This window comes from Lactobacillus sp. B4007, assembly GCF_026535895.1.
GTDB lineage: Bacteria > Bacillota > Bacilli > Lactobacillales > Lactobacillaceae > Lactobacillus > Lactobacillus panisapium.
Map to the genome: position 1 here is coordinate 35,092 of NZ_JAFNPA010000004.1, position 23,074 is coordinate 58,165.

23 protein-coding genes and 1 riboswitch are annotated in these 23,074 nt (G+C 37.7%); of the genes, 17 read left to right on the forward strand and 6 right to left on the reverse strand.

Annotated features, from left to right (window positions below):
• The first annotated feature begins 56 nt into the window (after positions 1–56).
• The 9 genes from yycF (at position 57) to J3U54_RS07115 (ending at position 9,917) form a co-directional block, all read left to right on the forward strand.
• Entirely contained in the window at positions 57–773 is a 717-nt protein-coding gene (yycF, locus tag J3U54_RS07075) for a response regulator YycF (RefSeq protein WP_267385583.1), read from the forward strand.
• Positions 774–836: 63 nt separating this feature from the next.
• Positions 837–2,693 (forward strand): cell wall metabolism sensor histidine kinase WalK, encoded by a 1,857-nt coding sequence (gene walK, locus J3U54_RS07080; RefSeq protein WP_103752740.1) that lies wholly within the window; start codon positions 837–839, stop codon positions 2,691–2,693.
• Positions 2,674–4,008 carry a hypothetical protein gene (locus tag J3U54_RS07085; RefSeq protein WP_267385690.1) on the forward strand — a complete coding sequence of 445 codons (1,335 nt, stop codon included), beginning with the start codon at positions 2,674–2,676 and terminating at the stop codon, positions 4,006–4,008. The genes walK and J3U54_RS07085 overlap by 20 nt, the downstream gene beginning before the upstream one ends.
• A 2-nt stretch (positions 4,009–4,010) precedes the next feature.
• On the forward strand, positions 4,011–4,832 hold the full coding sequence (locus J3U54_RS07090) for a two-component system regulatory protein YycI (RefSeq protein WP_267385584.1): 822 nt from the start codon (positions 4,011–4,013) through the stop codon (positions 4,830–4,832).
• A 15-nt stretch (positions 4,833–4,847) separates the two neighbouring features.
• Complete coding sequence (locus J3U54_RS07095; protein ID WP_103752743.1) at positions 4,848–5,645, forward strand: MBL fold metallo-hydrolase; 798 nt, start codon at positions 4,848–4,850, stop codon at positions 5,643–5,645.
• Positions 5,646–5,702: 57 nt separating this feature from the next.
• Positions 5,703–6,914, forward strand: a complete 1,212-nt coding sequence (locus tag J3U54_RS07100; protein ID WP_103752744.1) for a S1C family serine protease — start codon at positions 5,703–5,705, stop codon at positions 6,912–6,914.
• A gap of 491 nt (positions 6,915–7,405) precedes the next feature.
• The gene (rlmH, locus tag J3U54_RS07105; RefSeq protein ID WP_267385585.1) at positions 7,406–7,885 is read left to right on the forward strand and encodes a 23S rRNA (pseudouridine(1915)-N(3))-methyltransferase RlmH; all 480 of its coding nucleotides are present in this window, start codon (positions 7,406–7,408) and stop codon (positions 7,883–7,885) included.
• Between the two features lie 84 nt (positions 7,886–7,969).
• On the forward strand, positions 7,970–8,206 hold the full coding sequence (locus J3U54_RS07110) for a LacI family DNA-binding transcriptional regulator (RefSeq protein ID WP_228706351.1): 237 nt from the start codon (positions 7,970–7,972) through the stop codon (positions 8,204–8,206).
• Positions 8,207–8,507: 301 nt separating this feature from the next.
• On the forward strand, positions 8,508–9,917 hold the full coding sequence (locus J3U54_RS07115) for a glycoside hydrolase family 32 protein (protein ID WP_267385586.1): 1,410 nt from the start codon (positions 8,508–8,510) through the stop codon (positions 9,915–9,917).
• Between the two features lie 54 nt (positions 9,918–9,971).
• Here J3U54_RS07115 and J3U54_RS07120 read toward each other — a convergent pair whose 3' ends face one another.
• Positions 9,972–10,625, reverse strand: coding sequence for an energy-coupling factor transporter transmembrane component T family protein (locus tag J3U54_RS07120; RefSeq protein ID WP_267385587.1), 654 nt, complete (start codon positions 10,623–10,625; stop codon positions 9,972–9,974).
• Between the two features lie 8 nt (positions 10,626–10,633).
• Complete coding sequence (locus J3U54_RS07125) at positions 10,634–12,001, reverse strand: ATP-binding cassette domain-containing protein (protein WP_267385588.1); 1,368 nt, start codon at positions 11,999–12,001, stop codon at positions 10,634–10,636.
• 36 nt (positions 12,002–12,037) lie between these two features.
• A riboswitch (TPP riboswitch) is annotated at positions 12,038–12,128 on the reverse strand.
• 167 nt (positions 12,129–12,295) lie between these two features.
• On the opposite strand from J3U54_RS07125, the gene J3U54_RS07130 reads away from it, so the two are divergent.
• On the forward strand, positions 12,296–13,234 hold the full coding sequence (locus J3U54_RS07130) for an AraC family transcriptional regulator (protein ID WP_267385589.1): 939 nt from the start codon (positions 12,296–12,298) through the stop codon (positions 13,232–13,234).
• 57 nt (positions 13,235–13,291) lie between these two features.
• Here the strand turns inward: J3U54_RS07130 and htpX are convergent, their stop codons facing one another.
• From htpX to J3U54_RS07145, 3 genes are all read right to left on the reverse strand, one after another.
• Positions 13,292–14,188: a zinc metalloprotease HtpX gene (htpX, locus tag J3U54_RS07135; RefSeq protein WP_220220556.1), complete on the reverse strand. Its 897-nt coding sequence runs from the start codon at positions 14,186–14,188 to the stop codon at positions 13,292–13,294.
• Between the two features lie 16 nt (positions 14,189–14,204).
• Entirely contained in the window at positions 14,205–14,774 is a 570-nt protein-coding gene (locus J3U54_RS07140; protein ID WP_103752750.1) for a LemA family protein, read from the reverse strand.
• A 107-nt stretch (positions 14,775–14,881) separates the two neighbouring features.
• Positions 14,882–15,982, reverse strand: coding sequence for an SLC13 family permease (locus J3U54_RS07145; RefSeq protein ID WP_267385590.1), 1,101 nt, complete (start codon positions 15,980–15,982; stop codon positions 14,882–14,884).
• Positions 15,983–16,193: 211 nt separating this feature from the next.
• On the opposite strand from J3U54_RS07145, the gene J3U54_RS07150 reads away from it, so the two are divergent.
• The 7 genes from J3U54_RS07150 to J3U54_RS07180 all read left to right on the forward strand — a co-directional run bounded on the left by J3U54_RS07150 (position 16,194) and on the right by J3U54_RS07180 (position 22,448).
• A complete protein-coding gene (locus J3U54_RS07150) occupies positions 16,194–16,550 on the forward strand; it encodes an iron-sulfur cluster biosynthesis family protein (protein ID WP_267385591.1) in 357 nt (118 codons plus the stop codon).
• 282 nt (positions 16,551–16,832) lie between these two features.
• On the forward strand, positions 16,833–16,967 hold the full coding sequence (locus J3U54_RS07155) for a hypothetical protein (protein ID WP_258562412.1): 135 nt from the start codon (positions 16,833–16,835) through the stop codon (positions 16,965–16,967).
• 122 nt (positions 16,968–17,089) lie between these two features.
• Complete coding sequence (locus tag J3U54_RS07160) at positions 17,090–19,189, forward strand: hypothetical protein (protein WP_267385592.1); 2,100 nt, start codon at positions 17,090–17,092, stop codon at positions 19,187–19,189.
• The gene (locus J3U54_RS07165) at positions 19,186–19,833 is read left to right on the forward strand and encodes an ABC transporter ATP-binding protein (protein WP_267385593.1); all 648 of its coding nucleotides are present in this window, start codon (positions 19,186–19,188) and stop codon (positions 19,831–19,833) included. The genes J3U54_RS07160 and J3U54_RS07165 overlap by 4 nt, the downstream gene beginning before the upstream one ends.
• Before the next feature lie 149 nt (positions 19,834–19,982).
• Positions 19,983–20,123, forward strand: coding sequence for a hypothetical protein (locus J3U54_RS07170; RefSeq protein WP_090094091.1), 141 nt, complete (start codon positions 19,983–19,985; stop codon positions 20,121–20,123).
• A 115-nt stretch (positions 20,124–20,238) separates the two neighbouring features.
• Complete coding sequence (locus tag J3U54_RS07175; protein WP_103752753.1) at positions 20,239–21,159, forward strand: HNH endonuclease; 921 nt, start codon at positions 20,239–20,241, stop codon at positions 21,157–21,159.
• A 104-nt stretch (positions 21,160–21,263) separates the two neighbouring features.
• Positions 21,264–22,448, forward strand: a complete 1,185-nt coding sequence (locus J3U54_RS07180; RefSeq protein ID WP_267385594.1) for an MFS transporter — start codon at positions 21,264–21,266, stop codon at positions 22,446–22,448.
• Between the two features lie 124 nt (positions 22,449–22,572).
• On the opposite strand, the gene J3U54_RS07185 is transcribed toward J3U54_RS07180, so the two are convergent.
• On the reverse strand, positions 22,573–22,860 hold the full coding sequence (locus J3U54_RS07185) for a hypothetical protein (protein WP_220235055.1): 288 nt from the start codon (positions 22,858–22,860) through the stop codon (positions 22,573–22,575).
• Positions 22,861–23,074 lie beyond the last annotated feature (214 nt).

The following is a 23,074-nucleotide window of genomic DNA, read 5'->3' on the forward strand; positions in this document are numbered from 1 at the left end:
ACTTTTTTGGCTAAAGTTGCAAAAAACAGTATAATGTTAAGCAAAGGGGGCTTTCGATGCCAAAGAAAATTCTCGTAGTCGATGACGAAAAACCGATTTCAGATATAATAAAATTTAACCTGACTAAGGAAGGCTTCGACGTCGACACTGCCTATGATGGCGAAGAAGCCATCAAAAAAGTTGATGAATATAATCCCGATTTGATGATTTTGGACTTAATGTTGCCAAAAAAGGACGGCTTGGATGTTGCCCGCGAAGTGCGGCAGACACATGATATGCCGATCATTATGGTAACTGCCAAAGATACAGAAATTGATAAAGTATTGGGCCTTGAAATGGGGGCTGATGACTATGTTACTAAACCTTTCTCCAACCGTGAATTGGTTGCCAGAGTTAAGGCTAATTTGCGTCGGCGCAGCATAGTTAAAAAGATTGAAAGTGCCAACGAAGATACTTCAACTAAAAATATTGCCATTGGCAATTTGGTAATTATGCCTGACGCGTACATTGTAGAAAAAGAAGGCAAAAAAATCGAGTTGACTCACCGTGAGTTTGAGTTACTCTATTATCTAGCTCAGCATATGGATCAAGTAATGACCCGGGAGCACTTACTGCAGACAGTTTGGGGATATGACTACTTCGGTGATGTCCGGACTGTTGACGTAACGGTTCACCGTTTACGTGAAAAAATTGAGGACAATCCAATTCAGCCGCAGATTTTAGTGACTCGCCGTGGCGTTGGCTATTATGTAAAGCAGCCTACTGAAGAATAATGAAGAAAGCCCGCAGAACTAACACGATGCGAGCTTTCTTTTTATATTGATTTGATTAAAAAGATGAAGAAACTAAAAAATAAGTTTAAACATTTAACAATTTCGATTAACACAACTTTAGCCATTGTCTTTATGGCGATGATCATTGCCACAATTGAAGTAATTGGGGCTTATTTTACACGCCAATTAGAGCAAAATAGTATTGAAAACTTTCAATCTTCAATTCAAGTGCTTCCTATTGTCAGCAATCAGTTGTCCGCACAGCTCTTAAAAGACGACCGGCATACAAACAGCAATTTAAACCGGATTGTTGGCGATTATAGCAATGGAATCGGCACAATTAGTGAAATTATTGTTGTTGATAATAAAGATATTATTCGGGCTGTGTCTAATCTAAATGATAAAAAGCGCATTGGACAGCGGGTCAATAATACGTTGGTCAAGCAGGTTACCTCAACGGGCAGGCAAGCCACTAAGGTAATTAATGACCACGGCGATTTTATGATTCAGGTAACACCGCTTACTGCCGGTAACGGTTCTGCTAATACTGTCGGTGCAATTTACGTTCGAGCATCAATGCAGGGCGTTTTTAATGACCTACGCAACATTTCATTAATGTTTTTGGTCACTTCTTTGATTGCTGCTGTGATGGGTGCCATCTTGTCTTTAGTCGTGTCGCATGCGATTACTAAGCCAATTGAAGAGATGCAGAGCCAAGCACTAAATATTGCTGACGGTGATTATTCTAGTCAGGTAAAAATATATTCTAATGATGAATTAGGACAATTGGGGCAAGCTTTTAATACATTGTCTGTCAGAATCGAGCGCTCACAAGAAGAGTCTGAAAGTGAACAGCGAAGGTTGGATAGCGTCTTGTCTCACATGAGTGACGGGGTTTTAGCGACTGATCGACACGGTAATGTTAATGTTGTTAACCAAATGGCACTTAGTTTTTTGAATACCACCGAGGACCAAATTATTAATAAGCCAATCGCCTCCGTTCTGGGCTTAGATGAAACCTCGCAGGACTTAATAGCCAGTCAAAAAGGTATTGTTTTAACTGTTAATCAGGGCACACGCGATGAAGTGATTTTACATGCTAGTTTTTCACTGATTAAAAGAGTGACGGGCTTTGTTTCTGGTAGTGTTTGTGTTTTACACGATATTACTGAGCAGCAAAAGAATGAAAATTCCCAAAAGCAATTCGTATCCAATGTTTCGCATGAATTGCGTACGCCGCTTACGAGCCTGCACGCCTATATTGAAACCCTGAATGAGGGAGCATGGAAGGATCCTAAGATTGCGCCACAATTCTTACAGGTTACCCAAGAAGAAACTGAGCGAATGATCCGGATGATTAATGAACTTTTGAGCTTGTCTCGCATGGATCGTGGGGTATCAAAAGTAGACGTTGAATGGGTCAACTTTAATGACTTCGTGTCTCATATTCTTGACCGCTTCGACATGATTGTAAAAACAGACGCTAAAGAAGGCAAAAAGAAATATACCATTAAGCGGATCCTAAGCTCGCAGGCGTTATGGGTTGAAATTGATACTGATAAGTTTGCCCAAGTCATTGATAATATTATGAATAATGCAATCAAGTATTCGCCGGATGGTGGTGTGATTACGATTAAATTGCGCCAAGAACGGCAACAGATCATTTTAAGCATTGCTGATCAAGGCTTGGGAATTCCGCGGGAAGATCTTTCTAAAATTTTTGATCGTTTCTACCGGGTTGACAAGGCGCGTTCCCGTGAACAGGGCGGTACTGGTTTAGGGTTAGCCATTGCAAAAGAAATTGTGGAAGAACACCACGGTAAGATTTGGGCTAATAGTAGCGAAGGCAAAGGCTCAACCTTCTATATTGCTTTGCCATATGAACCGATGAATGAAGGGGATGATTGGGATGAAGTCTAGGCTTAAGTTTAGCGACATATTATTATCAGTTGGTACTTTTATTGTTTTCGCTCTTTCGATCTTCTTGTGGATCTTTATTATGACGAATGATCAGTATTTTAGCCGAATTGACCAAACTAATAATATTAGTCAAAATTCGCGTAGTCGCCGAAACCAGATCATCTATAACCTTTATCTGCCAACCAGTGCTTACGGCTTTAAAAACGGGCAGCCATATCGCTTATATGAGACCAAAAAGAATTTACCACTTGAATATATTAAAGACCTAAAAGAGGTGAAATATAAAAATATTAGAGAAGTTAGTTCCAATCAAGAAGAATATGAAGCGATGCTCAATGACCCTAAATATTTACAGTTGACTTTTCCTAATGAAGTTAGTGTGAATTTGTTTACGAAGAAAAATTTAAAAAGTACGGATCAAACATTCCGACGCTCATTTATTTCGCCAAGTAATGATGTGCTTTATCTTGGCAATGACAAAACGACAACGATCTATTGCGTTGAGATAGCTAATGCCAACTTTAATCGCTTGCGCGAATATGCCGCTAAGGCACGAGCTAAAAAACCGGTTAAATTTGTACGGATGAAAAATAGTTATGAAACTTTTTATGATCAACCTGAAAACTGGCGGGTTTATAGTTACTTGACCAACACCCAGACTGATTCTTATTTTGTCTCGCGCTTATTAGGTACGGCAAATGTTACCTCGAGCAATAATAAAAAAGGGTGGACCACCTATTCACTCAATTATTATACCAAATTGCGGGTGCCCGATGCTAAAGCCGGCCGGCATGACATGCTCTATACCCGTTATGAAAAGCAGAAAAATTTAAGTGAAAATGACCGCTTGATTGATAGCGTCGAGTATGTGCATAAATTAGGACTAAGTGAGCAGGATCTGCGCTATTTTGATACAACTAAAGACAAGCTAAGCTATAGCAATTACATTGAAGGCATGCCTGTTTTCATGGGGAAACACAGTCCTCAGGTCAGCACGAAATTGACGCAAGATACCGAAGAAGTTGCCTTTAGTAATTTAGAATTGCAAATTCCCATTCCATTTGATGGGCAAACACGGACACTGCCTGCTACTGGCACGGTGATCCAGCGTCTGGTTAATGCCGGTTTAAAAAAGACGGAAATTCAGCGAATAATTGTGGCATATCGAATTGAAAAAGACCATAGTCATGATAGCTTGGTCAACTTGATTCCAACATATTACATTAAAGCCTACGACCAGTGGAAGAGTGCGCAAGAATGGGAAAAGCAAGATTTTAATAAGCTAGCGGTGAAAAGTAAGGGAGAAGGTAAGTAATTATGGATAGAAAAAGAATTGAATGGCTATTTTTCGTTGTTTTCCTATTAATTGACCTTTACCTAGGAATCGAAATCTGGCGCTCACCGATTAATCTAAGTTCGACTGCAGGAACGACTTCCACCAGTATTAGAGCGGAAATGCGGGCAGATGGAATTGACCTGCCCCTGCATCTGTCACATAAGCAGCAGTCAGGCTATTATTTAGCAGCAAAAAATCGGGACTATCTTTCCCGTAAAACTAATGGCTTAACGCAAGTGACAACCCATTATTCAAAAGCGGACAATTCTTTAACGGGTACGCCGAAGGCTGTAGTACTACTCAATGGTAATCGGAAAAAAATCTTGCAGCAGCTAGAAGATTTTAAAAATGACCCGGAAAATGTTCCTTATGGGAAAAAGTTTGTGTACGACCAAAGTATGTCGGGGGATGATACTTACTGCTATGTGCAAAAGACGTCTTATGGTCAAATTTATGATGGTGATGCACAATTGACGATTAATGTGCATAATAATCAGATTACTAATTACACGCTTTCTTACATGGGACCGATTAGTTCTGTGCGTGAATCGCAACTAATTATTAGCCCGTGGCATGCGGTGAAGGCCATGTATACTGACCGTGAAATCAGTAATAACTCGCGGGTAATTCAAGTAAAATTGGGCTATTCTAAGTTGACTGAAGTACGTGGCAGCACCATAATGCTTCCTACCTGGTTGATTTTAGTCGAAAGCAAAGCAACCAAAAATATTACGGTTAAACGGGTTAATGCTTTTACAGCGCAAATTTTGCAGAGTGGCTCGTATAATGTCCAGAAAAATTAGAAAGGGAAAATTGGTGTGCGGGTTTCTGTTTTAGCTAGTGGATCGACTGGTAATACCAGTTTGATTGAAACTGGCCAGCATAAAATCCTGATGGATGCTGGCTTATCTGGTAAGAAAATCAAAACGTTATTAGGAGAAGTAGGAGTTGATATTAACGATATTGATATGGCCTTTTTAAGCCATGATCATTCTGATCACAGTAAAGGACTTGGGGTATTAATGCGCCGCTATCCGAGAATTGCGGCATTTGCCAATAGTGGAACATGGGAATATTTAAGTGAGTCGCACAAAATTGGTCAAATTCCCGTCCAGCAAATGAATATTATTGAACCCGGACAAACGAAGACTTTTGGTGATCTTGACGTAACTGCTTTTGCCACTAGCCATGACGCTGCGGAACCGCAGTATTACGTCTTTTCTAGTGCTGGCAAAAGGATGGCCTTTTTGACGGATACAGGTTATGTATCGCAAAAAGTCAAAGCGGTAATTGAAGATGCTGATGCTTATATGATGGAATTTAATTATGATGATATGATGCTCCGTAATGGTCCGTATTCATGGTCTTTAAAACAGCGAATTTTGTCTGATGTCGGCCACTTATCCAATGAGGATGCGGGGCAAGCACTACTTGATGTGGTTTCTAATAAAACAAAACATATTTTTTTAGCACACCGCAGTCAGCACAATAATACAGCTAAGCTAGCCTACGATGCCGCTAAGCAAATCCTAGTCAATGGCGATGCTAATTTACCAAGTGATGTTAAAATTATGTTAACGGATCCAGACGAGCCGACTAATTTAGAACAAATTTAAAAAAATAAGCACATGTTTTTCAGTATACTAAACAAAGATATGTAAAGGAGATTACAAATGGACAATCGAAATTCTGGACGCAAGCAAAATGGTCTGGTTAAAACTGCCATTGTTGGTGTTGTCGCAGGTTTAATTGGGGGCGGCGCTTCCTATGTTGCCCTTGATCAAATTAACAATGCAAATCTGAATAATAATGCACAGACGACTATTAGTTCTAATAGTGCAAAAACATCGAAAAATAGTGCAAAAACTAGTGGTGTAATGACGCCGGCATATAATGACGTGAAGGGTGCTGTTGTTTCCGTTATTAATTTGAAACGGCAATCAAGCAGTAGCAGCAATTCGATCTTTGATATTTTCGGTGATGACAAAGATGATAATGCTAGAGGTAAGGGCCGGCTGCAAACATACAGCGAAGGCTCAGGCGTTATCTACATGAAGTCAAATAACAAGGGCTACATCGTTACTAATAATCACGTTGTTTCTGGCAGTGATAAAGTTCAGGTTATGTTATCAAACGGTAAAACTGTGAACGCTAGAATTGTCGGGACTGATGCTACGACTGACTTAGCTGTTTTAGCAATTGATGGGCAATACGTAACGCAAACGGCTGAATTTGGAGATTCCAAGAGTCTGCAAGCCGGGCAAACAGTTATTGCGGTTGGCTCACCATTAGGAAGCGAATATGCATCCACAGTCACCCAGGGGATTATTTCGGCACCAGCGCGTAGTATCACCTCTTCATCGGCTAACCAGCAAACAGTTATTCAGACTGATGCCGCAATCAATCCGGGTAATTCCGGTGGGGCACTGGTTAACTCCGCTGGTCAGGTTATTGGAATCAACTCGATGAAACTATCGCAATCAAGTGATGGAACTTCCGTTGAAGGAATGGGCTTTGCAATTCCGTCTAATGAGGTTGTGAACATTGTTAACCAACTGGTAAAGAAGGGTAAAATTGTCCGGCCGCAGCTTGGAATCAAAGTAATTGCATTGCAAGGAATTCCTTCAAGCTACCGTAAACACCTCAATATTAAGTCCAACTTGAAGAGTGGCATTTACATTGCGGGTGTGAATAAAAATAGTGCGGCAGCTAATGCAGGAGTTAAAGTTGGCGATGTAATAATAAAAGTTGACAATAAGGTTATTACAGATGTTGCATCGTTACACACCATTTTGTATAATCATAAAATCGGTGATACGGTGACTTTAACGGTTAACCGCGGTGGAAAAGAAATTAATTTACATGCAAAACTTGAAGCAAATTAATCTTGATAATATTCATTAATTGAAGATAAAAAAGGCTATACTTGGCGATTTTAGCTACAAGTATGGCCTTTTTGCTAATAAAAATGATGAGAAACATTAAATAGTTCGTCTTTTATGTCTGTCAAGAAAAAAAGACTTGCTTTTTTCTTGTTGATAATTGTGGAAAACTTTGTGGATTGTGCATAAATTGGGGTAAAGTGCTTTCGCTTTATTGTGGAAAACCTGTGACTTGTGTGTAAATACTAGTAAAAAGTTGATAATTCAAACAATTGTTCAATGCGTCAAATCAGTGTTTTACGGGTAAAGTTTGTGAATGTTAACTGTGAAAAGTGTACATGTGGGTAATTTCAGCGGGTTTTTTAGAAATATTTTTTACAAACACAAATTATCCGCCTGTTTACAAAAATGACCACAAAATGTAGTTTTTGCTTGTGCACAACTGTGGAAAAACAAGGTGGAAACAATGAGAATTAGGGGATAAAATAGAAAACATGAATATCAAAATCGTCTGTGTAGGTAAGTTAAAAGAAAAATATTTTAAAGACGCGATTGTCGAGTATCAAAAGCGGCTCAGTCGTTTTGCTAAAGTTGAGTTAGTGCAAGTACCTGATGAAAAAGCACCAGAAAAACTCAGTGCTGCTGAACAAGAAAAGGTTAAAGAACTTGAAGGTCAGCGTATTCTTAATAAAATAAAGGACAAGGAATATGTTTATGTCACTGCAATTAAGGGCAAAGAAAGAACTAGTGAAACATTTGCACAGGAATTAAAGGATTTGGCTACTTACGGCCACTCTGACGTAGCTTTTGTCATTGGTGGCAGTCTTGGTACAAGCCAGGCTGTGAATAAGCGTGCGGATGAATTATTAAGCTTTGGAAAGCTAACAATGCCCCATCAACTAATGCGAGTGGTTCTAATTGAACAAATTTACCGCTGCTTTATGATTAATAGTGGCAGCCCATACCATAAATAAGACAAACTGGGGCCAAAAAGCTAATTTTTCAGGCTCGATAATTTACCGAAAAAAGTCAAAATTTAAATTAAGATGAGTTTTAGTATGAAAAAAGTCGGAATTCGTGAAATCGCGCAGGAGGCTAATATTTCTACTGCAACAGTATCCCGGGTCTTAAATAATCGGGGATATATTAGCCAAGAAACGCGGGATAAGGTGCAGGCGGCAATGAAAAAGCTGGAATATCATCCCAATGACTTAGCAAGAGCCTTAGATAAGAAAAGAACATATACGGTTGGCCTAATTTTCCGTCAAATGTGCACCCGTTCCAGACGGAATTGATTCAGGACATTGAATATTTACTGTCAAATTAGAGGTATAAAGTTTTATTGTGTAATAGTCTAAATAATCTGGAAAAAGAAATTGTCTATAATAGCAATTGAAATAGCAATTGACCGAAATTTTGGAAAAATACGGCAACCGAGGTAAGCCACAGGAACTTGATGATTAAATTAAACAAATAATTCTTAAGCAAAAAGAGGACAGTTTTTCTGCGCCTCTTTTGTATTGTTTGTATCACATGAAAAAGTTTGTTTTAATGACAGTGATTAAGATATTCCGCTAGATTAGAAAGGAATTTGCAATGGCTGAAGCTGTTAAAGTTACCAATGAGCGCTATCGCCTCAAGTATCATGTTTCTACGCCGGGGGGATGGATGAATGACCCAAATGGTTTTTCGTTTTTTAAAGGCTATTACCACCTTTTTTACCAGTATTATCCCTATTCCGCACAAAAAGGGCCGATGCACTGGGGACATTATCGCAGTCGCGATTTAGTGCACTGGGAAGAATTACCAATTGCTCTAGCACCAGATGACGAGCAAAATGTTTGTTTTTCAGGTAGCGCGATTGAAAAAGATGGTCGGCTGTATTTGATTTATACAGGGCACCAATATCATGACCTGAATGATCATACGCAGTTTACTGAAACGCAAAATATTGCATATAGCGATGATGGCATTCACTTTAAAAAAGATGCTCATAATCCAATCATTGCTGCTGCTCCGGCTGATAATACGCAGCATTTCCGTGATCCGAAGGTATGGCGCCAAGGCAAGTACTATTACATGATTTTAGGCAGTCAGGCGGCAAATGGCTTAGGACGGGCGTTAAATTACCGCTCTGAAAATTTATTCGACTGGGAATATTTGGGACCAATTGCTAATGCACAAACTAGTGCGCAAGAGGGCTTTATGTGGGAGTGCCCCGATTTATTTACACTAGGAGACCACGACATTTTATTGTGTTCGCCGCAAGGCATCGAACCCGATGGTTTACGCTTTTTAAACGAGTTTCAAACAGGCTATTTTAGTGGCAAAATGGATTATCAGCAGAACAAATTTGCTCACGGGGCGTTTACAGAATTAGACCATGGACATGATTTTTATGCAGCCCAAACAATGCTTGCTCCAGATCATCGGCGGATTTTAATTGGCTGGATGGATATGTGGAATGCCAACTTCCCGGAACAAGCCGACGGCTGGTCGGGTGCGCTGACAGTTCCGCGGGAATTAAGTTATGCTTCTGGTCATTTGTATATGAAGCCGATTGCTGAATTAATGAGTTTGCGAACTGAAAAAATTATGGCTGAAGAGGGAGTGGTAACATCCCTTGAGGTCACGACGCCGGATCCGCAGCATTGTGAACTGCTTTTTGAAGCCAATACGTCATCTTGGTCGGGTAATGAAATTAGTTTTACGCTCGAGAGCAAACAGCAAGATTTGGTTTCATTAACTTGGAATAAAAAAACTGGGCAAGTAACGGTTATCCGCGCTGATAAACCTGATGGGGATGATAAACGCTATGGTAATCTCCAGACTAGCGCAAGCTTAAAACTGCATATCTTCATTGATACGAGTTCGATTGAGTTCTTCTTAAATGATGGTGAATTGGTCTTTTCAGAGCGTTATTATACCGAGAATCAACCGCAAATCTTCTTTAGCACTGATAAAGGAATTAAGGCAAAAGTCGAAGGTTATACTTTGGCGCAATAAACTCTAGCTAAAAAGAGCAGCAGTGGTGGTTAAAACATCACTGCTGCTCTTTTATTATTTTAATGTAAATAAGGCAACGTTAGTGGCTAATAAAAGACCAGCAGCCCATAGCCAATCGCTGCGTTTAACGGGAACAGCTACGATGACAGAGCGCTTGGCATCTTCGCGAAAGCCGTGCGATTCCATTCCCTGTGCCAAGTTTTCGGCCGAATTAAGCGCGACTAGGATAGCCTTAAAATAGAGAATGGGAGACCAAAAACTAAGATAAACACCACGCATCATTGCCGCTGTGCGAATTTGTTTAACGGCAGTTTGCATGCGTGGAATAATGTTGAGTGCTGCTAGGACCCCGTATGCGAATTTGCTAGGTAAATGAAAATTCTGTTCAAATGAACGTGCCAATTCTTCGGCACTAGTTTTTTGGGCGACACAGCAGATTGTCAGCGTATAGACGTAGATTCTGCTAGAAAGACTTAAAGCGTTGGTTAAATTGGGCTGAGGTGCAAACCAGTAGAGTGTGGCAAACACGGTAAAGGCCGCAATTAACGGCACGGTAAAAGTTAATAGGAGATTTTTAACTTTCATGTGGCAGTAAAGTAAATAGCACGTGCAAAAGCCGATAATTAGCACATTGGTAATTAGACTGGTTTTAAAAGATATTTCAACCGAAATAATTAAAGCGACAAAGAATTTAAAACTGGGATTCATAACTAGCCTCACTTGTCTACGTATGTTAATTGTTGCTGGTCAAATACAAGGTGGTAATCGCACCAATCTGCCAAATTAGTTAGTTCATGGCTGATAATCAGAAGTGTCTGCCCTCTTTTTTCCTGGCTTTCGCGCAACAGACCCATTACTTTTTGTGCCGATTCGTGATCTAAGCCGCTTAAGGGTTCATCAATTAATAAAACGTCTTGATCAGCAATTAGCATTAATAAAATTTGTAATTTCTTTTGTTGACCGCCCGAAAGTGAGTAGACGACTTGGTCTAGTGTCTGGTCAAGATCAAGGTCTTTCACCTCTTTTGCAATTTTTTGATCAGAATAAAAGTTGCTGGTGCGCATTTTTTTACTTAGGTTAAGCTCATCTTCAACGGAAACGTTAATAAATTGATCACTTGCACTTTGAAATATCTGCCCGACTTGACGCAAATATTTTCGCATGCGTAAGTTGCGAATTTCTTTTTGGCGGTAAGTCAAGCTACCAGTGTATGTGAGCATTTTGGTTAGCGCATTGAAAAGCGATGTTTTCCCCACGCCATTAGGGCCAGTGATTAGGGTGGCTTTGCCTGCCACAATCTTTAGGTGCTCCTGTTTTAGCAGTAACCGGTTCTGCTTAATTAAGGTATTAGTAAGTTCAAAGCAGCTTGTTTCATTAGTTGGTAGGGCAAAAGAATAATGCTCGTGGTGGTCATTTTGCCGAAGAAGCTGCTTTTTTTCGGCAGTGCTTAAGGCAGTAACCTGGTGACCGGTAAATTTAAACAAACAGTCACAAATACCCTCATAATCGGCTAGAACATGGTCGCTTAGAATAATTGTTTTTCCTAAGTCACGAAGATGAGCCAACTTTTTAATTAAAAATTGGCGGGCAGCAGGGTCGCAACTTGCAAAAGGCTCATCAAGCAGAAAAAGATCGACATCCATTGCAATTAAAACAGCAAGAGCTACTCGTTGCTGCTCACCGCCAGACATAGTATTGATTTTTTGATCAAGCAGCTGGTCGATCTGGGCAAAAGAAGTTGCTTTTTGCAATCGTTTTGAGTAGTGCTCACGGTCAATTTCCAGGTTTTCAAGTGCAAAAATGATCTCTTCACGCGGTGTTGCCATTGTGAATTGCTCGCCAGCATTTTGAAACATCATTGCACTCTTAAGCCCATTAAGATCGATAGTTCCACTAACTTTACCAGCATATTTAGGATAAAGGCCAGCTAAAATTTTTAATAGCGTCGATTTACCGCAACCTGTTGGCCCGATTAATAAGGAAAATTTGCCCGTCGGGATATTAAGATTAACATCTTGCAAAATAGGCTTTTTTTCATCGTATGAAAAAGTAAGGTTTTTAGTTTTCAGCAATTTTTTAACCAATCTAAAAAAGTCGCCATGGCATAATGCCAGGCGACGTTAAAATTCGATGCTTTTCCCTTCGCTGGCATTATCCATAGCAGGTTCAGTGGGTATATTCTCAGCCAAGATGGCACCCCAATATTTCAGGTCAATTATACATAAAAGCAATTTTCTTGTCTAGTTGCGGCAAATTAGGCGTCGTTAATAGCACTTAAGGCTCAACTTCTATCACAGATATTAAAAACATATAAATAGCGGCGCTTTTTGCTATATAATAAAATTATGAAAATAAATTACTAATTAGAAGGTGACATCATGGCAGCAGTTAAGCTAGAACAATATTTGGCAAGTGTATTGGATTCAACTAATGTGGATACGAATGAAGTCCGGCTAAAGCCCGGAAACAAGGCCTTTAACCTGTTTAGGGTTTACCTTGAAAATCATAATACGGGCATTCACCGGTACCAAACCAGCAATCCCACAATTTTGTACGAAGCTGAAGGCATGGCAAAAACTAAAATTAACGGACAAAACTTAACTTTAAAAGCGGGTAATTTGCTGTTTTTGCAAGAAAAATGTGGCTATGAGGTCGAAAAACAAGGGAAAAATGATCTTTTGGTCAAATTAGAATTTAGTTCAAAGGTTAATTGCGCTGATTTTTTGGGAGAAAAAACAACGCTCAATTCACGTGAACAAAAAGTAGCCGAACAGCTTGTTCAGATCCTCAAAACTAAGAGACTATTAAGTTTGCGCTGCTCACAAATGTCGCGCCCGAGTCAGTTAATGAAAAAAGTTATTGATGAATATTTAAACCACAATCTTTTTACGCGCAGTATTATTGCCGCAGAATTGCGAATACTTGTGATTACGGCAATTAGAAATCAAGACTTGGAAACAGCGCCAGCTAATCAACATAAGTTTGCGCAAACGGCGTTAGAACGTTACATTGATGCAAACTATACTGATATTACTTTAAATGAAACAGCAGAACACTTTGGACTCAACCCGAATTACTTTTCCAGTTTAGTTAAGCAAAAAACTGGTAAGAGCTTTGTTGAACATGTTGATGAACGCCGGATGCAGGAGGCACGCAATTTGCTTGCTCGACCTGACATTTCGGTTAAAGAAATCATTGCGCGGGTCGGTTATAACGGTAAATCGTTCTTTTACAAAAAATTTAATGAATATTACCATGAAACGCCGGTACAAATGCGTGCAGAACTGTTTAGACAGGCCAATATCAATTTAAAGTAAGAGCAATATTTTTATCAAAAAAGGAGCGGACTATTTTGCAGAGCGCTCCTTTTTAAGTTACATTTTTTCCAAACGTTTAATTCGGTCACTTGTAGGCGGGTGACTGTCGAATAAGTGGGTAAGACCATGCCGCTTACGTAGCGGATCTTCGATATACATGCCAGCACTACTTGGATCAGCAGCTTTCATGGGGTCAGAACCGTCAATTTTTGTCAAAGCAGAAATCAAACCGTGAGGATTACGGGTCAACTCAACTGAAGAAGCATCTGCTAAATATTCACGGTTGCGTGATAAAGCCATCTGAGCAAGACTGGCACAAATAGGGCCTAAAATAAGTACAAAAATGATCGCCACGATTTTGAAAATAACGACAATAGTATTGCCATTATCGTTATCACTGTCGCGATCATCATCAATCCACCAAATATAGCGACTAGCAATGCCTGATAAATATGAAATGACGCCAACCAGTACGGCTGCAATAGTGGAAACCAAGATGTCATAATTTCTAATATGTGAGATTTCGTGACCTAAAACGCCCTCAAGTTCCTCGCGATTCATCATGTCAAGTAAGCCCTGGGTGACGGCAACTGCAGAATGGTTTGGATCCCGGCCGGTTGCAAAAGCATTAGGACTAGGATCATTGATAATAAAAACGCGTGGCATTGGTACTTTGCCGACTAGCGCCATATCTTGAACAACGTGCCATAAAACGGGGTTATCTTGTTCATGAATTTCTTGGGCATGATTTAGACTCATAACCATATTAGCGGGATTAGGCAAGACAATTAACATGTAAATTGCACTAAAAATAAGCGCAATAATTACTCCTAATAAAGGTCGATTGCCCCAGATAAAACCTAATCCGGCACCAACTAAGGCGAGAATAATGACGAATAAAATCAAGATGCCAGTAGTTTTGCGTTTGTTGCTGGCAATTTGTTGAAATAACATAAAATTGACCTATTGCTTAAAATTTAACTTTAGGTACTTCTTTTTCAGCTTCACTCGTTTGTAAGTAATCAACTTTGCGGAATCCGTGGATATTAGCAACGATATTGGAAGGAAAAGTTAACAACTTTTGATCGTAAAGAGCTGCAGATGAATTGTAAAGTTGCCGTGAATAAGCAATTTTATTTTCAGTGTTGGTTAATTCTTCCTGCAGTTGAGCAAAGTTCTGGTTAGCTTTTAAATCAGGATAATTTTCCGATAAAGCAAAGATTGATCTCAAAGTATCAGAAATTTGGTTAGAAACCTTTAGCGTTTGGGCATGATCATCACTTGGAATAGCAGTCAACTGGTTCCGCAATTGAACAACTCTTTCCAGAGTTTCACTTTCATGCTTGGCATAACCCTTAGTAGTTTCAACTAAATTAGGAATCAAATCATTGCGCCGTTTTAATTGCACATCAATCTGGCTCCAAGATTCGTCAGTGTAAACTTTAGCTTTTTGTAAGCCGTTATAGATTGCAATATAAATTGCGATGAGCAGGATAACAATAATCGCAATAATTATTATTAACCAAGTTGAATTTGACATAATTTTTCCTCCTTATGTTTATTCAATTATAACTGATAAAGTTAAACTTGAGTATTAAAAAAAGCTTTAGCAGCATTTGCAGGTAAAGCTTTAATAATTATTAAGTTTTATAGTAGTATCAATGCCCAGCCAATTAGTGTCAAGATGATTAAACCGGCGTATTGCATTAATAGCCATTTTTTGAAAAATTCACTGCGGGAAACAGTTGCATTTTGAGTAAAAGTTTTTAAAACAAGCATATTGGCCATAGAACCAATTGGTGAACCGAAGCCACCGATATTTGATCCCAAAAAGAGGGCTTTGGCAAATGTAGTAAACTTACCGACTAAAATGGTTGCTGGAACGTTGCTAATGATTTGACTAGAGATAATAGAAGTAAAGTAGGTAGATGTCTCAGAGTTGACCATGGTGTGAATCAGGGTAACAATCATTGGAATCTGCTGGATATCGCTAATAAAGATAAAGAAGCAAGTAAAGGTTAGCAGCAAGGCATAGTCGATTTTTAACAAAATGCGCGGATTAATTATTAAAGCTAAGATAGCTGCTACAATCATTGGGATTGCAACGTTAATAACTTTGAAAACACCCAAAAAGAATAAAGCAAAAACTGCGGTAGTGATCACAGTTGGGCGTATGCTGATATTAATCTGTTTGATATCCTGAACGGGAATTTTTTTCTGTGGGATAAAGTGAAAAATGATGAAAGTAATCACGACAGCTGCAAGCAGGTATGGCAGTGACCATGAGAAAAATTCTAATGCAGTGACGGAATATTTGCTAACAAGAAAAATGTTATGTGGGTTACCCCACGGAGTAAATGCGGCCCCGATATTGGCTCCCATTCCGATTAAGGTAACTGGTAGAATTTGCGGTAAATCGCATCTTTTAGCAATGTTTAAGTACAAGGGAATTAATGTAAGCGCTGTTATGTCATTACCCAAAAACATCCCAGAAATAATCGCCAGTAGCGTAAACAGGATATTGAGCTTGCGCATGTTATCGGCAATACTAGTTAATTTGTAAGCTAGTACATCGAGAACATGCAGGTAAGCATAAATTTGAATAATAATTAACATCGCGGCGACAGAAAAGATTGTGTGTAAGTTAATATCCGCCAGCCGAGGTCTAGCAAAGAAAAGACTGATTACCGTCACCACAACGGTAATTTGCAGAATTTTATCACTAAAGATCTTTTTTAAGACGGTCATAAAATGTCCCCTTTCACAAGTTACAATCATCTATAGTTGCTATATCCATTTTGAGCTTTTTTTCCTGTATACGCAATATAAATATTTGGATAGAAAAAAAACCATAAAATAAATAGCGGATAAAAGGGGCCCATAAACATAACTTTTGACTTCTGAACTTGTTCCACCCTATACTTGAGGAAACAGGCATTGATTAGGAGGAATTTTTATTATGAGTAATTCAGAAACAGTTAATGTTAATATTAAATCTGCTGCTGCAGATAAAGTAAAAAACCAAGTTGAAGACGGTCAAATTGTTTTGCTATCTTTGAATGATGGTTCAAACAAGTACTCTGATGTTGGCGGTTCTTGTGCTGCTGGCTCACGTTTCCAATTTGTAATTTTGGATAAACAGGATCCTGATTTCTCAATTGAAGTTGAAAACAATGCTGGTCTTAAGATTTACACTAGTCCTGCTGAAATGCAATATCTTGGCAATGACCTAGTTGTTGATGTGAAAAATGCAGCAATGAGCTTGTCAGATGATAGTGGTGTTATTGACGGCGCAATGACAATAAATAAACATTAAAAAGTATAGTTATAGTATTTAAATCCATTGTTGGAGACAATCAGTTTTGATTGTCTTTTTTTTGGAGAAAATTCTTTAGTTAATTAGATCAGCTAATATTTTATATACATTAATATAAAATATTTATAAAAAATATAGAAAGCGCTTGCTAAAAATAATATATAATGTATTATAAAAATATGGCGATGTTATAAAATGATTTATGCTAAGATTCATGTTATTCATGGGCTTCTAATCCTCAATTATTTTAAATTTATATTTAGAGCAAAGGAGAAGAAAGCTATGAATAAAAAGAAATTGAATAAAGTCATTTCTGCTGTAACTATGTCTGCCGCTTTATTAGCAGTAGGGCCAGTTTCTTATAAGGGGAACAAATATCGTAGTACAGCGAAAAACTGCATATGCAGAATACCATAAGATACCTCCAACAGGCTTGTCTTATTGGTGGAATACTTATTAAATTTTATACGTAACTTCATATTAACCCTGATAGGTGTAGTTGGTTATTAACTGCACCTATTTTTTATAGGAGGTTCCTGATGAAAAAGATAGTTTCTGGCTGTTTAATGGTTGTCACAGTCCTCACTTACCTGATGATTATTAGCTTTTATCAAGTAAAAGATTATGACCAAATAGTTCGGATGGGACAGACAAAATCTTCATACCAAATTTATCTAAAAGACAGCCAAATAACTCCTAGTGATCAACTGGCCTTTTTTAAAAACTTGGCCAAGCAAGATGGCGTATCAATTATTTTAACAACAAATAGTCTGAATAACGTAGTTGAAAAATCTGTCATTGTCAATCCACATTCTTTTCCCAAAACTTCCTTTCGGCTCAAGCAAATAGATTTGGCCGACAAGAAGAGCTTTTATGCTAGTTATAATACAAAAAAATTGACACAAAAGGGTACAATTCCTGTTTTTGCTAAAAACAATAAAGTAATTTTACAAAGTATGGATAGGTATTTTCAAAAAAAGCAAATAGTTGATGGCGTGTATACCATTATCCCTGGAAAATCAAGTAAAAAAGCTGTTCTTAAGAAGTTGACTCGTTTTTATGGTGTTTCCCGGGCGCAGTTACTAAAGCCAACTATTGGGAATAAGTTTGAATATTTTACGAAGAACATTCTTATTCTAGGATTTCTCTTGGTGTTGACTATTTTAGTCTTTCTTTTAGTTAATACCTATTACCCGATTACTCAATCAAGTACAATTGGCATTAAAAAGTTAAATGGCTGGAATAATAGGGATATTTTATTTGATATGATCAAATTTGGTATCTTGACGATCCTTATTGTTGCTACTGGCCTTGATTTAATTTCTTTCGTGCTTTTTTCTTATCAACCGCAAGGCTTTTTACTTTGCTGTATATTAAGCCAGATAATAATTCTGTGTTTGTATACATTAGTTAATATTTTTACTTATATTATTATTAAGCACTTATCAATTGCAGATATGCTTAAGGGGAGTTTTCACTTTGGTTTTGGCATTAAATTAGCCTTTATTTTAAAAGTCATGATGACGATTACTTCGACAGTTTTACTAGTTAATGTCTCAAATGCAATTACTTCTGTAAGGTCAGACTACCAGTTGCAACAGGATTGGAGTAAAGAAGGCAAGTTACTAACAGTCAATTCTGTTAGCTCTTTTTTTCAGACTAACGAAAAGCAAGCAGAAAAAATCATGAGCAATTGGTTCAAGGCAATAGCTAAAAATAAGGGAGTTTATTATGTAGATAGCGAAATATCAACTGCAAAGGCTATCTTACCCGAAAAAGCCACGATTCATAATCCAACAGCCAAATACGCTATGATGACTGTTAATCGTAATTTTATCAATGCCAAGTTACCACGAGTAAAGAAATATTTAGATTCTACTTCCCACATTTTTTTAGTACCAATTAAGTATCGCAGGGCTGACTCGCAAATTAGGTATCTTTTGCAGTGCTATCGGTACAACGATTTAGCTAGTAAACAACAAGAAAAATTAAAACCTGAGCAAGTAAAAATAAAGATTAAATATTACGATGAAAAAATCAGCCCAATTACTTACAATGTAAGGTTAAAAAAGCGATTTGTTAATCCCATTATCGAAGTCATGGAAGAATCGCGAATAACAGACGGACAGTCTTTATTCTTGAGTAATACCGATAAAAATAGTCCAATTAAAATTGAAAATAATCAGCAGACTAAAAGAGTATTAGAAAAATCAGTGCAAAATGCGCAAGTTAAGCAGCTAGGGCTAAAGTTTGTGACCGTAAGCGAAATACTAACAACTAGTTTAGATTCTTCATATCGCGGATTACAAGCACTCTTAATAGGCTTAATCGCTATTTTTATTATTAATTTATTTACGACAACTTTTCTAATGTTATACATCATCTCAAGTAAGCAAAAGAAACTAGCTGTTGAACGTTTATTAGGTTATCGCAAAGTTGATCGCTATCAAATAGAAATTTTGTTGATTTCTTGTCTCGGTATTAGCGAAATTTTGGTTTTAGTTTATTTAAAGGCAACAATTATCTCACTGTTATTAGCAGCTTTGTTAGTTTTAATCGATTTATTAGTATTTGACTTAGTAGTACGATTAATTGAAACACGGGACTTGTCATTTCTGCTTAAAGGAGGACTAGCATGATTGAACTGGAAAATGTTTGTAAAGCTTTTGGAACTAAGAAAATATTTGATCACTTTAATTTGCAAATTGATAAAGGAGAAATGGTGGCAATTATCGGGCCCAGTGGGTCAGGCAAAAGCACTTTATTAAATATTATCGGCCTAATTGATAATATTGACAATGGCAAATACAGGTTTGAAGAAAATACTAATGTCAGACCAAATAGTAATTTGGCGCAAAAAATTATCAGAGAAAAAATCAGTTATCTTTTTCAAAACTTTGCCTTAATTGAAGAAGAAACAGTTGAGCAAAATTTAATGCTGGCATTAAAATATGTTCACCAGAAAAAAGTAGAGAAGTTGGATGTAATTAAGGCAACACTCAAAAAAGTTGGATTAGCTGAATATGAGCAAAATAAAATATATGAGCTTTCTGGAGGACAGCAGCAAAGAATAGCAGTGGCACGCGCCCTAATTAAGCCTAGTAAGTTAGTCTTAGCAGATGAGCCAACTGGTTCTTTAGATAGTAAAAATCGTGATGAAATCCTTCAACTGTTATTAGAACTCAACCAAGCGGGCAAGACTGTCTTGATAGTTACTCACGATGAGCAGGTTGCACAGAAATGTAATCGAATAATTAAATTGAAGAGCAATATCAAGAGTTAATCATTGCTAGCCTTATTTATATTGAATTGCAATGACAATTCTTTGTTTGATTCCCAATATTAGCTGCTGATGAACGGTCACTTGCCTCATTATGTCTGACGTGTTAAACTGAATAAGATTTTCGAAAATCTGAAAGGAAGTATAGTACTATGCGTAAAGGTGAAAATTACAACACTGGTTGTGAACCAAACCAAAGACCTAAGAACAAGAAAAACGGTAAAAAGCGCGTTGCTCACGTAGCAGCAGTTGTTGCTTTCTTGAACAAGGCCAAAGCAGACGAAAACAAATAATCTGCTAGTAAAGAATTAAAAAGACAGATCATGTAAGTGATCCGTCTTTTTTTATTATCTAAATTTGAGTAAAATTAACATAAACATGAGTTAAGGGCAAAAGGAGCTGTTTTAAGTGAAATTTCAGTGCAGTGCATGCGGATTACGGATAAATTCCAGACATTTTAAACAAGAAGGACTAGTTAATCCGCAATTAACCAGTATTTGCGATCTCTGTATTCAACGTGGAGAACAACCAGCCGATTTTGCCAATGTTGCCGTTAATATTTTTGCGCAGGGCTTACTCTATACTTTTATTGGCCTAAGCGATGACAATGTTCAATCTGCACCCTTTTTCGTTACTAAAAAAGAAAACCGCAAGCGCTACGAAGCTTTTATCCAGGATTATGATGGCAACGACTTAGCTCAGCAGCAATTGCCACGACCAGACTTTAATCAAGCAGTAATTGACAGTGAGAAAGGCAGCCTTGAGTTTGTTCCTAGTATGGAACTAACTTTTGCCGAAAACTTGCAAAAACTTGGTCTAAACGTTGATTTTAAACTAAATGAAGTTGACTACATTGATCGTGAGCGCATTCGGGCTAAGTATCATTATCGCTGTCAATACTGTGGTCGGCGTGGTCGCAGTGTCGATCATAAGGACCCAGTATCGTTATCGCATAATAACGATTTTGACAACTTGATCTTATCTTGCCAAGAATGCAATCGCATTAAATCAAACATGCCCTATGAATTGTTTGTTCAGTTAAATGATCAAATTCCTAAAATTAACCAAAAATTGGTTAAGTATGAAAATGCGCTGGCCACGCTTAAAGGCGAGTTCGACCAAAAGCGCCGTGAGTTAGCAGCTACTATGCACCTCAAGGGCGTGGTTAATGATCCGGAACTAAATCAAATGCGTAAACAAAATAAAAAATTACAAGACGCAATTGATAGTCTGGAAAGTGATTATAAAGACTTGCGTTCTTTGCGTGAGCAGCACTTCATGACAGGCTGGAAATTAATGCTTGAGAATAAAAAAGAAGATATTATTTAAATTTGATTATTGGAATAGTTGTGAATTAAGCAAATTAATTCTAATAACTTTGAATAGCGTTGATTGAAAATCAGCGTTTCATAGAAAAGATATGTAAATCTAAAATGAAGAAAAGATCACAAAAATCTAGATTGTTAATTGGTTACGCTATTTCTGGTTTAGGTGATCAATTCTATATTTTCGCTATCCCGCTACTACTACTATCAAAAACTCATTCGTCAATTATTATGGGGCTCTTAACGGCAATGGAATATTTACCTACAGCATTGTTTGGTCTCACTATTGGACCAATATTTGATATTTGGCCAAGAAAAAAAGTAATGTTGATATCATTACTCATGCAAGCAATCCTTGTCGTGTGTGCCCCCTTGTTGATTATCAAAGATATCCCTATTTTTTGGATTTTAGTAGCTGTGTTTCTATTTGGAACTTTTGATTTAATTACGTGGACAGGCTATCAAGTTTTTATTGCAGAATCTGTCGACAATAATGAACTGTCAACAGTATCTGGACAAGTAGGACTAATTTCTGCTATTCAGAAAACCTTTGGACCGGGAATAGCGGCGATTATAATCAATTTAGTTAATTATGCAGGAGGCTTTCTGCTAGACGCACTCAGTTTCGGCTATTTAACTTATGTTGTCAAAGATTACGAACCCTTAAATAGAGAACCAGGCTATTTTGAAAATAAGCGATCTTTTAAAAGCAGCGCAAAGAACGGTTGGACTTTTTTGTTTTCGCAGCCCATTATTAAGTGGATTATTATAAGCTTTTTTGTGGCCAATATTGGTTTTCAAGCGGTGGTTCCAATGCTTACGTTTTTACTAAGACAAGTAATGAAAACTTCTGTGAACATGATTAGCGTGTTCTTTTCGATTGCAGCCATAGCTAGTATTATCGGCAATTTTATCTATCTACGCTTAAACAAGAAAATAAAGTTGGGTTTGCAGCTTGTATTAATTGGCATTATGATTGCTCTTGGCTTTGTATTAATGTTGAATGTTAAGTCATTTATCATGGTAACTTGTGGCTATGCGATTGTTTCATTTGGTAGTGTTTGGTCACAGGCAAACTTTTTTACCGTTATTCAGTCTAAGACACCGAATCGTTATAAGGGGACAATAACTTCAATCGCAACATCTTTAACAAGACTAATTGGACCGATTATGTCAATCTTTAGTGGTGTGCTAATAAGATATGAAGTGCATTCAATTTTTGTGATTGCAATTTTTTGCATGGTCGTGTCGGTCGCCATGACTTTTACCAGCAAATTGTCACGCCTAGATTAATGTAAGTAGAAACTACATCTCCATTTATTTCTAGCCATAATTAATCATAAAAAAGCACCAAGTTACATAGTAACCTGACGCTTAAATAAACTAACTTTGCCAATAGTTAGGACGCTCATGTGCTTTAACGCTTCTTATTTGGCTTATAGACATATTTGCTCAAATCTTCTTTGCAGTCATTGATAGTAAAGCCATATTCATATTCGTGGACGCCGTCAAAACTTTCTCTCTTATCAACATTAAAATATGCTCCTATAGCGGCAAGTATATTTACCATATCCATAAAGTCGTCAAAAGAATAGACTGCTATATACAATGCGCCATTTATTGACTTTTCACATTTGTACTCATATAGATCTTTAATGCCCTGTTTTAAAAGCAAAATTAGGTTATCTCGATTGACCTCATCCATTCTTAGTCAGCTCTTTCTATTTGAAATGCAGCAGTAAGCTAAAAAACAACAGCGGACGTTGATAAATGTGAACTACATATCCGTGACTGCCTACGTTAGGAATAGTGATATTATTAGTGCAAGTTACATTGAGGGTTCCAAAAGCCGCTCTTGCCACCTTAATAATTTTCATAATCTTACCATTATAATTTGAATAAAGATAGGAGAAATACGT

Coding starts and splice junctions, on each gene's coding strand:
- rlmH (WP_267385585.1), top strand. CDS start 7,406: ATGAATATCAAAATCGTCTGTGTAGGTAAGTTAAAAGAAAAATATTTT.
- J3U54_RS07185 (WP_220235055.1), bottom strand. CDS start 22,860: ATGGATGAGGTCAATCGAGATAACCTAATTTTGCTTTTAAAACAGGGC.
- J3U54_RS07150 (WP_267385591.1), top strand. CDS start 16,194: ATGAGTAATTCAGAAACAGTTAATGTTAATATTAAATCTGCTGCTGCA.
- walK (WP_103752740.1), top strand. CDS start 837: ATGAAGAAACTAAAAAATAAGTTTAAACATTTAACAATTTCGATTAAC.
- J3U54_RS07120 (WP_267385587.1), bottom strand. CDS start 10,625: ATGAATCCCAGTTTTAAATTCTTTGTCGCTTTAATTATTTCGGTTGAA.
- J3U54_RS07155 (WP_258562412.1), top strand. CDS start 16,833: ATGAATAAAAAGAAATTGAATAAAGTCATTTCTGCTGTAACTATGTCT.
- J3U54_RS07115 (WP_267385586.1), top strand. CDS start 8,508: ATGGCTGAAGCTGTTAAAGTTACCAATGAGCGCTATCGCCTCAAGTAT.
- J3U54_RS07130 (WP_267385589.1), top strand. CDS start 12,296: ATGGCAGCAGTTAAGCTAGAACAATATTTGGCAAGTGTATTGGATTCA.
- J3U54_RS07165 (WP_267385593.1), top strand. CDS start 19,186: ATGATTGAACTGGAAAATGTTTGTAAAGCTTTTGGAACTAAGAAAATA.
- J3U54_RS07090 (WP_267385584.1), top strand. CDS start 4,011: ATGGATAGAAAAAGAATTGAATGGCTATTTTTCGTTGTTTTCCTATTA.
- J3U54_RS07170 (WP_090094091.1), top strand. CDS start 19,983: ATGCGTAAAGGTGAAAATTACAACACTGGTTGTGAACCAAACCAAAGA.
- J3U54_RS07110 (WP_228706351.1), top strand. CDS start 7,970: ATGAAAAAAGTCGGAATTCGTGAAATCGCGCAGGAGGCTAATATTTCT.
- J3U54_RS07140 (WP_103752750.1), bottom strand. CDS start 14,774: ATGTCAAATTCAACTTGGTTAATAATAATTATTGCGATTATTGTTATC.
- J3U54_RS07145 (WP_267385590.1), bottom strand. CDS start 15,982: ATGACCGTCTTAAAAAAGATCTTTAGTGATAAAATTCTGCAAATTACC.
- J3U54_RS07100 (WP_103752744.1), top strand. CDS start 5,703: ATGGACAATCGAAATTCTGGACGCAAGCAAAATGGTCTGGTTAAAACT.
- J3U54_RS07085 (WP_267385690.1), top strand. CDS start 2,674: ATGATTGGGATGAAGTCTAGGCTTAAGTTTAGCGACATATTATTATCA.
- J3U54_RS07180 (WP_267385594.1), top strand. CDS start 21,264: ATGAAGAAAAGATCACAAAAATCTAGATTGTTAATTGGTTACGCTATT.
- J3U54_RS07160 (WP_267385592.1), top strand. CDS start 17,090: ATGAAAAAGATAGTTTCTGGCTGTTTAATGGTTGTCACAGTCCTCACT.
- htpX (WP_220220556.1), bottom strand. CDS start 14,188: ATGTTATTTCAACAAATTGCCAGCAACAAACGCAAAACTACTGGCATC.
- yycF (WP_267385583.1), top strand. CDS start 57: ATGCCAAAGAAAATTCTCGTAGTCGATGACGAAAAACCGATTTCAGAT.